Below are 10,792 nucleotides of genomic sequence, written 5' to 3' on the forward strand. Positions count from 1 at the left end.
CTTCACATTCAATATAAAGACTACGCCGTATGGCAAGAAGGATTTAAAAAAGGAGACGCGTACCAGACGCAGGAGGCGTACTGGCTGAAGCAGCTCGAGGGCGAACTGCCGGTGCTGGATCTCCCGGCTGATCATACCCGCCCGCCGGTGCGGAGCTTCGCAGGTGACAAGGTCTCATTTACGCTTGACCAAGAGGCCGCATCAGGCCTTCATAAGCTGGCACGGGAAAACGGAAGCACACTGTACATGGTGCTTCTAGCGGCTTACACAGCGTTATTGTCACGCTTAAGCGGACAGGAAGATATCATCGTCGGATCGCCAATTGCTGGCCGGCCGCACAAGGATCTTGAGCCGATACTCGGCATGTTTGTGAACACGCTGGCGCTTCGGACACGCCCGGAGGGCGGGAAGCCGTTTGTGGAGTATTTGCAGGAAGTGCGCGACACAGCATTGGGAGCCTACGAGCATCAGGATTATCCGTTCGAAGAGCTCGTCGACAAGCTTAAATTGACGCGGGATATGAGCCGGAATCCGCTGTTTGACGTGATGTTTGTTCTTCAAAATATGGATCAGGAATCGATTCAGCTTGAAGAACTGCATCTCAAATCTGCAGCAAACAACGGGCATCAAACGTCCAAATTTGATTTAACTCTGTATGCTCACGAACAGCCCTGCGGTTTGCTGACGTTCCAAATGGAATTTAGTACGGACTTATATAAGAAAAAAACGATAGAAAAGTGGCTTCAATACTTCATCAATATGTTACTCTCCATCACCCAAGACAACAAAGCCGCTCTCGGAACAATAAATATACTAAATGAGGATGAGACCCATTACCTTATCCATGAGCTCAATCGTACAAAAATAGATTATCCAAGAAATGAAACCATCAGCAGGCTCTTTGAAATGCAGGCTGAACAAACACCTAATGCCATTGCAATTGTCAGCGATACACAAGAATTAACTTACGCGGAACTGAACAGCCGGGCAAATCAAATTGCTTCAGTTCTACAGAGAAAGGGAGTAGGACCTGATCGTGTTGTAGCCTTGTTGACAGGACGAACGCCAGAACTCATAGCGGGAATGCTGGGCATTCTGAAAGCCGGGGGAGCCTATCTTCCTATAGCTTCTGACCTGCCTGTTGAACGAATAGCTTATATGCTGTCAGACAGCGGGGCGGCATTACTCCTTCAATCTGAAAAAACAGAAAAACAGCTATTAGACATTGAATGTGAACAAATCATAATCGAAAATATTCAAAAGCAAGGAGAAACGAAGAACTTTGAATCGTCAGCAGGAGCACACTCACTTGCATATATCATTTATACCTCTGGATCAACCGGTAAACCAAAGGGTGTCACGATTGAGCAGCGAAGTGTCATTCGTCTTGTTAAAAACAGCAATTATATTACATTTACACCTGCAGACCGTCTTCTCATGACATCATCAATCGGTTTTGATGTTGTGACATTTGAAATATTTGGACCGCTGCTAAATGGGGCAGCTTTGCACCTGTCCGATAAACAAGTATTTCTCGATTCCTATCAGCTTCAGAGATACATAGAACTTCATGGGATCACAACGATGTGGTTGACATCTTCTCTATTCAATCATTTGACAGAGCAAAATGAGACAACCTTTTCACAGCTGAATCATCTGATTATAGGCGGGGAAGCCTTGTCCGCAAGCCACGTCAATCGAATCCGAAATGTCTGCACGGAAGTATCGATATGGAACGGATATGGACCAACCGAAAATACAACTTTTTCGACATGCTTCCACATTCAAAAAACATATGAACTTTCCATCCCGGTCGGGCGGCCGGTTGGTAATTCCACCGCTTATATCTTAAATAAATGGGGAATGCTGCAGCCTATCGGAGCTGTCGGTGAACTTTGTGTCGGCGGTGATGGCGTCGCCAGAGGCTATTTAGGCCGTCCTGATTTAACAAAAGAGAAATTTGTCCCAAATCCATTTGCGCCTGGCGATCGACTGTACCGCACAGGTGATCTGGCGCGTTGGCTTCCCGATGGCACAATTGAGTACGTTGGCCGTATAGATGATCAAGTGAAAGTCAGAGGCTATCGAGTGGAGCTGGGTGAGATCGAATCAGCACTTCGCCAAATAGACGGGGTCAAAGAAGCCGCTGTGTTGGCACGTACAGGCCAGACGGGGAGTAAAGAGCTGTTTGGCTACATCAGCGTAAATGCAGGCACGAATGCTGAACAAGTGCGTTCTCTTCTCGCGCGTTCACTGCCAAATTATATGATCCCGGCGTACATCATTGAAATGGAGACTCTTCCGCTCACATCAAACGGCAAATTGAACCGGAAAGCACTTCCTGAACCAGATTTCGCATCTAAACAAACGTACGTCCCGCCACGCGATGACCTTGAAGAACAGCTGGCATTGATCTGGCAGGAGGTTCTTGGCATCCAGAGGATCGGAATAGAGGATTCGTTTTTTGAATTGGGCGGAGATTCAATCAAAGCGCTTCAAGTTTCTGCACGCCTTGGACGCCATGGGCTAAGCTTGCAGGTAAGTGATTTATTCCGGCATCCAAAGATAAAAGACTTATCACCATTTATCCGTAAGACAGAGAGAATCATAGAACAAGGCCCCATTCAGGGAGACGTTCCTTGGACGCCTGTTCAGCAATGGTTTCTTTCACAAGATATTGAAGAACGACACCATTTTAATCAGTCTGTCATGCTTTTCCATTCTGACCGTTTGTCTGAAGACGACCTTAGAGCAGCCTTAAAAAAACTGGCGGAGCATCATGATGCGCTTCGGATGGTTTATCGTAACGATGACGGGCGATGGATTCAAATCAACCAAGGCATTCAGGAATCACAGCTGTACAGCTTAAGAATATCTGATCTTTCACAGTCCGAAAGCGGTTGGGAAACGCAAATCAAACAAGAAGTTGCAGATCTTCAGCAAAGCATCAATTTGCAGGAAGGACCATTGTTACATGCCGCGTGGTTTAAAACACTGACAGGAGATTACTTGTTCCTTGCGATCCATCATCTTGTCGTTGACGGTGTGGCATGGCGGATTTTGCTGGAGGATTTGTCAGCAGGGTACCAACAAGCATCTTCAGGCCAGGCGATTCAGCTTCCGCCTAAAACTGATTCCTACCAGGAATACGCAAGACGGATTCAGGAATATGCCCAAAGCAGCAGGCTGATTCGTGAAGAGGTGTATTGGCGAAGTGTGGAAGAACAGCAAGCTGCGGAACTGCCATATGAAATCCCGCTTCATGAGAACACCGACTGCAGCAGAAGGGATTCGATACGCTTTTCACTCTCTGAAGCAGACACTGCCGTTTTGCTGCAAAACGTCAATCACGCCTATGGTACAGATACACAAGATATTCTGTTAACCGCAGCATCCTTGGCGATTTGTGAATGGACAGGCGGAAGCAAGCTCCGTATCGCTATGGAAGGACACGGGAGAGAACACATTCTGCCAGAGTTAGATATCAGCCGGACGGTCGGCTGGTTTACATCCATGTACCCGGCCCTCATAAGCTTTGAAAATCCTAGGGATGACCTCGGAACCGCAGTAAAAACCGTTAAAGATACACTGGGCCGGATACCAAACAAAGGGGTAGGTTACGGTATTCTGAAATACCTTACACACCCTGAAAACAAAAGCATTACGTTTTCAAAAACACCTGACATCAGCTTTAACTATTTGGGCCAGTTCAACGACATCGAAAGACAGGACAGCTTCCGCCCATCAAGTCTTGGGGGCGGAAAGGATATCACTCATACATGGAAGCGTGAGCAAATCATCGAGATGAGTGCAATGGCAGCAGACAAAAAGCTCCATTTCAATCTTAGTTATCCGCCAGCCCTCTTTCATAGAAACACAATGGAGCAGCTTATCAACAGGATTGAACACTTTTTGCGGGACATTATGAAACATTGCGCCGGTAAACAGAAAGCAGAAAAGACACTGAGCGATTTTAGCAGTCAATCATTAACGGCAGAGGATTTGGACAGCATATCCAGCTTGGTGGAAGAATTGTAGAAAATCGGACAGGGAGACATGAACATGACAAAAGCGAATTCAATTCAGGATATTTATCCGCTGTCTTACATGCAGGAAGGAATGCTTTTCCATTCCCTCCTGCAAAAAGATTCACAGGCATATGTTGAGCAAGCTTCTTTTACAATAGAAGGAAAAGTCAACTCGCAGTTTTTTCAAAACAGCATCAACGCTCTTGTAGCAAGACACGATATTTTCAGAACGATTTTTATCAGCCAAAATGTTTCCTCTCCCCAGCAGGTTGTCCTGAGAGAACGGAACATCATCGTACAGGAAAAAGACATTACTCATTTAAACGAAGAGAAGCAAGCACAGTTTATCGAACAATTGAAAGAAAAAGACCGCGCCCAAGGGTTTCACTTGCAAAAGGATATGCTCATGCGCATCGCTCTGATTCAAACAGGAGAGAGCCAGTACACTTGTATTTGGACCTTTCATCACATCATGATGGACGGATGGTGCCTCAGCATTGTGCTAAAGGAGTTTCTCCATATTTACGCATCTTATGTAAATGCCACCCCTATATCATTGGAGCCGGTCCAGCCATACGGAAGCTATATCAAATGGCTGATGGAGCAAGACAAAGAGCAGGCAGTTTCATATTGGGAACATTATCTTTCCGGCCATGAACAGCAAACCATGCTCCCGAAGCAGAAAAAAACAAAGGGGAGAAGCAGGCAGGAACACGTTACGTTTTCATTCTCTAAGGAAGAAAGCAGCAGGCTTTCGGAGCTTGCGGCAAGAGAAGAAGTAACACTCAGTACGATTTTCCATACCATTTGGGGTATTCTGCTTCAAAAATATAATAATAACGATGACGCCGTATTCGGTTCTGTCATTTCAGGAAGACCCGCAGAAATCGAAGGCATTGAACATATGGTAGGTCTTTTCATTAACACGATACCGATTCGGGTGCAGGGGGCAAAAACACCATTTATACAGCTCATAAAAAATATGCAAAAAGACCGTCTTGCCGCTGAAGCATACAGCTACCACCCTTTATATGAGATTCAAGCCCGTTCAGCTGTTAAACAAGGGCTGATTGATCATATTCTCGTATTTGAAAACTATCCGGTTCAGCAAGAGATTCAGATGCTGAACAAGCAGGAACATGCTTCTGATCTTTTTCAGATTCATAACTTCACTGTGGCAGATGAAACCAACTACAGCTTTTATCTTATGGTAGCGCCAGGGGAAGAAATCCATATCAAAATGAGCTATGATGCGGAGCAGCATGATCGGTCTTTTGTGCTTTCTGTCAAGGAGCATCTTCTGAATGCTGTATCACAAATCTTAAATAATCCGAATCTTCCGCCTGAAGAAATCGAGATCACGACAGATACTGAAAAGCGGCAGCTGATTGGGGAAATCGCGGATCGAACGCCAGTTTACGAAACCATCCATGCGATGTTTGAAAAACAAGCGGAAAAGACCCCAGATGCTCATGCAATAATTGATCAAGCCTGCACGTTAACATACAAAGAACTGAATAAATCGGCTAACAGATTGGCGCGGCATTTACGAATGAAGGGTGTTGCGAGGCAGGAGCCTGTTGCGATCATGATGGAACGCTCTGCGGCATTGATCACCGGGGTTCTTGGTATCTTGAAAGCAGGCGGCGCCATAGTTCCAATTGATCCGCATTACCCGGCTGACAGAATCCGTTATATTCTAAATGACTGCGGCTGTTCGCATGTTGTTTCACAAGCTCATCTTTCCGCATCGCTTGATAACAATTACCTTATCACTCATGCAGAAGATATTGAAAGCACAGAAGACGGCAGTAACATAAAGTCAGTTAACAATGCGGACGATCTGCTGTATATGATTTATACATCAGGTACAACAGGTAAACCAAAGGGCGTTCAATTTGAACATCGAAACATGGCTAACTTGCTGAAGTTCGAATTTGCTCACTCTGGGATTGACTTTGAAGCAGATGTTCTGCAATTTGCGACACCTGCCTTTGACGTCTGTTATCAAGAAATATTTTCTGCGCTTCTGAAAGGCGGCACCCTGCACATCGTGCCAGAAGCCATAAAAAGAGATGTGCCTCAGCTGTTTGCATTTATAAACAAGCATCAGACGAATATTGTGTTTCTCCCAACGGCTTTTATCAAAATGATTTTCAGCGAGCGGCAACTTGCGAACTCGTTTCCTTATGGCGTCAAACACTTGATTACAGCTGGGGAACAATTAATTATTTCAGACATTTTCCAAGACGTGTTACGTGAACGCGGCATACACCTGCACAATCATTACGGACCTTCAGAAACTCATGTGGTATCTACGTACACCATTCATCCGGGAGACCCTATTCCTGAGTTTCCGCCAATCGGTAAACCGATAGGCTGTACTGATCTATATATTTTGAATCACCAAAAACAGCTGCAGCCATGCGGTGTACCAGGTGAACTCTATATTTCCGGCGCAAGTGTTGCCAGAGGGTATGTCAATCACGATAAACTGACACGCGACAAATTTTCATCTGACCCATTCAGGCCTGGTGCGATCATGTACCGTACAGGTGATTTGGCCAGACGGCTTGGAGACGGCAACATCGAATATATAGGACGGGCAGACAATCAAGTGAAAATCAGAGGTTATCGAATCGAGCCGCAAGAAATCGAAGTCACGTTAATGAATCATCCGGACATTAAAGAGGCTGCCATTCTCATCAGACAAGATCAAAACGGAGAACATGAATTATGCGCTTACTATTGCAGTGTACAAAAGCTGAATGCAATAGATTTACGCAGCTATATGGCTAGTGAGCTACCAGAATACATGATTCCGGCGAAATGGATATGGGTTGACAGCATACCTCTTACCCCAAACGGAAAAGTAGATCAAGCAGCGCTTCCAGCGCCAGATGCTTCAATCAGCGGAAATCCATATGCTGCCCCTCGTAATCTGATAGAGGCAAAGCTTTCACAAATATTTGAAGATGTGCTGAAGAATGGTCATATAGGCATCCAAGACAACTTTTTTGACCATGGAGGCCACTCTCTAAAAGCAACAGTGCTGATGTCACGGATCGCAAAGGAATTTCATGTACAAGTTCCGCTTAAGGACATCTTTGCCCATCCGACTGTAGAAGGATTGGCTTTAATCATTCAAGATGCAGAGGAAAATCCGTATGCAGCAATTGAGCCGGCAGAAGAAAGGAAGACATATCCTGTATCTTCGGCACAAAAACGGATATATGTGCTTCAGCAGCTTGATGAGGGTGTCGCCTACAATATGCCTGCGGTCTTAGAACTGGAAGGGGCACTGGATGTCGCTAAACTGTCTGCTGTATGTAAAGAACTGATCAGCCGGCATGAGCCTCTTCGAACTTCCTTTGTATCCGGGGCAGATGGCGAGCCTGTTCAGCGTATCCACACCGAAGTGCCGTTTACATTAAGTACAGAGACCGCTATCGAGGGGTTTATCCGCCCCTTTGATCTCAGCCAGGCGCCATTATTTAGAGCGGGCCTTATAAAAGTGACGAACGAGAAGCATGTATTGCTGGTGGATATGCATCATATCATTTCAGATGGCGTATCCGTTCAGCTCCTAATCCGAGAATTCACCGATCTTTATGCAAACCGCCAGCTTAAGCCATTGCGGATCCAGTATAAAGATTACGCCGTTTGGCAGCAGCAATTTAAAAAGGGAGACTCGTACCAAAAGCAGGAGACTTACTGGCTGCAGCAGTTTAGCGGGGACCTCCCTGCGCTAGAGCTTCCGACAGATAAACGCCGCCCGGCAGAACGGCACTTTACAGGCGGAAAAGTAACCTTTCAATTGGATAAAGAGATCACGGCCCGCATAAAGCGGCTTGCCAATAAAAACAGAAGCACGCTTTATATGACGCTTCTTGCTTTGTATTCAGCCTTTTTGTCGCGGTTAAGCGGTCAGGATGATATCGTAATTGGTTCACCTATCGCCGGACGGCCCCATGCCGACCTTGAAGCAGTTCTTGGGATGTTCGTCAATACACTGGCTCTCCGGACACGCCCGGCAGGCAACAAGACATTTGAAGAATTTCTGAAGGAAGTTAGGCAGACGGCACTAGAAGCGTATGAGCATCAGGATTATCCGTTTGAAGAGCTTGTGGATAAACTCGGCGTACAGCGGGAAATGAGCCGGAATCCACTGTTTGACACAACACTTGTCCTTCAGAATATGGAACAGCAGAAGCTGAAAATGAAAGATGTACAGCTTCGATGGAACGATTTGCAGCATCCAATATCGAAATTTGATATTTCTCTGTATGTTACAGAACACGATTCCGAGCTTTTCTGTCAGTTTGAATACAGTACAGCTTTGTTTGAGAAAGAAACCATCCAAAGGTGGGCCGGCCTTTTCACCACTCTTGTGGAACATACAGCTGTCAGCCCTGAAACAGAATTGGACGATATTCCACTCTTAACAAAAGAAGAAGAGAGAGCTTTCATTGAATCATGCCATCCGTTTCAGGAGACGGGCTATCCGATGAATCAAACTCTCCACTATGCACTTGAACAGCAGGCAGCAAAAACGCCTGATCAGCCGGCCATTATCTTTGAACATGGAGCGATGACCTATAAAGAGTTGAACGAACAGGCTAACCTTATCGCCTGGGAGCTGATCGGACGAGGAGTAAAATCTGAAACGACTGTTGCCATTATAGGAAAGCGTTCGCCTGAAATGCTGATTGGCATTTATGGCATTCTTAAAGCTGGCGGCGCTTATCTTCCTATTGACCCGGATTACCCGGAAGAACGAATCAGCTTTCTGCTGGAGGACAGCGGTACAGACATTCTCCTGCTTCAGTCTTCCAGCCTGCATGTTCCGGCATTTGCAGGAGAGATTGTCTACCTCAATCAGGCAAATAAACATCATTTGTCCAATCCGAATGTGGACGTTCTCCCTAAATCTTTAGCCTATGTCATCTATACATCCGGCTCTACCGGCAGGCCTAAGGGTGTGGAAGTTGAACATCGATCTGCGGTGAATTTTTTGAATTCCCTTCAGTCCCGCTATCGGCTGAAGCAATCAGATGTGATTATGCATAAAACATCTTACTCATTTGACGCTTCAATATGGGAACTGTTTTGGTGGCCTTATGCCGGTGCTTCCGTTTATCTGCTTCCTCAGGGAGGGGAAAAAGAACCTGAAGTGATCGCGAAGGCCATAGAAGAACAAGAGATCACAGCTATGCATTTTGTGCCATCTATGCTCCATGCATTTTTAGAACATATAAAACATCGCCCTGTACCGATTAAGACAAACAGACTCAAGCGGGTGTTTTCCGGGGGAGAACAGCTGGGGACCCATCTCGTCTCCCGATTTTGCGAGTTACTTCCAAATGTTGCATTAACCAATTCCTACGGACCAACGGAGGCAACCGTAGAAGCTGTATTCTTTGATTGTCCGCTAAATGAAAAACTTGAGCGCGTTCCAATTGGAAAATCTGTTCATCATGTCAGATTGTATATCCTCAATCAGAAGCAGCGGATGCTGCCTGCTGGATGTATCGGAGAACTGTACATTGCCGGAGCGGGTGTTGCCAGAGGCTATTTAAATCGGCCGGCATTAACGGAGGAGCGTTTTCTTGAGGACCCGTTTTACCCGGGTGAACGCATGTACAAAACCGGGGATTTGGCGCGCTGGCTTCCTGACGGGAATATTGAATTCCTCGGTCGCACGGATGATCAGGTGAAAATCCGCGGCTACCGGATTGAGCCCGGAGAAATTGAAGCGGTGCTTAGAAGCATTGAAGGCGTCAGAGAGGCAGCCGTTACCGTTCGGACAGACAGCGGCGAGCCGGAATTATGCGCCTATACAGAAGGACTAAGAAGAAACGAAGTGCGGACGCAGCTTGAAAGACTGCTGCCGAGCTACATGATCCCAGCTCATATGATAGAGATGGAACAGTGGCCGGTTACGCCAAGCGGAAAGCTTGACCGAAACGCCCTGCCAGCTCCTGACGGAGCAGCAGATGAGGAGACCTACACGGCGCCGAGAAATGTGACAGAGATGAAGCTTGCCCAGCTGTGGGAGGACGTGCTGAAAAATGGCCCTGTCGGGATTCACGACAACTTTTTTGATCGCGGAGGACATTCCTTAAAAGCAACCGCGCTTGTGTCCCGGATCGCCAAAGAATTCGATGTACAGGTGCCGCTGAAAGATGTGTTTGCCCATCCGACTGTTGAAGGACTGGCTTCCGTTATCCGTGAAGGAACGGACAGTCCATATGAAGCGATGAAGCCGGCTGAAAAGCGCGAGGCCTATCCGGTTTCCTCCGCCCAAAAAAGGATCTATGTCCTTCAGCAGCTGGAGGACGGAGGGACAGGCTACAATATGCCGGCTGTGTTAGAGCTGGAAGGGAAGCTGGACCCCGAAAGGCTGGACAGGGCTTTCAAAGAGCTAATCAAGCGCCACGAGTCGCTTCGGACATCCTTCGAACAGAACGAAGGCGGCGAGCCGGTGCAGTGTATCCATGACGAGGTGCCGTTTACATTACAGACAGCAGTCCTCGGCGAACAAACCGAACAGGAAGCCGCAGCCGCGTTTATTCAGCCCTTTGATCTCAGCCAAGCGCCGCTGTTCCGTGGCCAAATCGTAAAAGTATCAGATGAGCGGCACCTGTTGCTGGTTGATATGCATCACATTATTTCAGACGGTGTTTCCGTCAATATTCTGATTCGGGAATTCGGGGAGCTTTACAACAACCGGACCCTTCCGGCCCTTCACATTCAATATAAAG

Annotated in this window: 2 protein-coding genes; both read left to right on the forward strand. The window is 46.7% G+C overall.

What is annotated here, in order from left to right; translation table 11 throughout:
* On the forward strand, positions 1 to 4,038 hold a 4,038-nt coding region (locus tag BSI_RS00070; RefSeq protein ID WP_032732424.1), incomplete at its 5' end, for a non-ribosomal peptide synthetase.
* 24 nt (positions 4,039 to 4,062) lie between these two features.
* A partial coding sequence (locus tag BSI_RS0121820; RefSeq protein WP_032732425.1) for a non-ribosomal peptide synthetase occupies positions 4,063 to 10,792 on the forward strand: 6,730 nt, incomplete at its 3' end.

It is taken from the genome of Bacillus inaquosorum KCTC 13429 (genome assembly GCF_000332645.1).
GTDB classification, from domain to species: domain Bacteria; phylum Bacillota; class Bacilli; order Bacillales; family Bacillaceae; genus Bacillus; species Bacillus inaquosorum.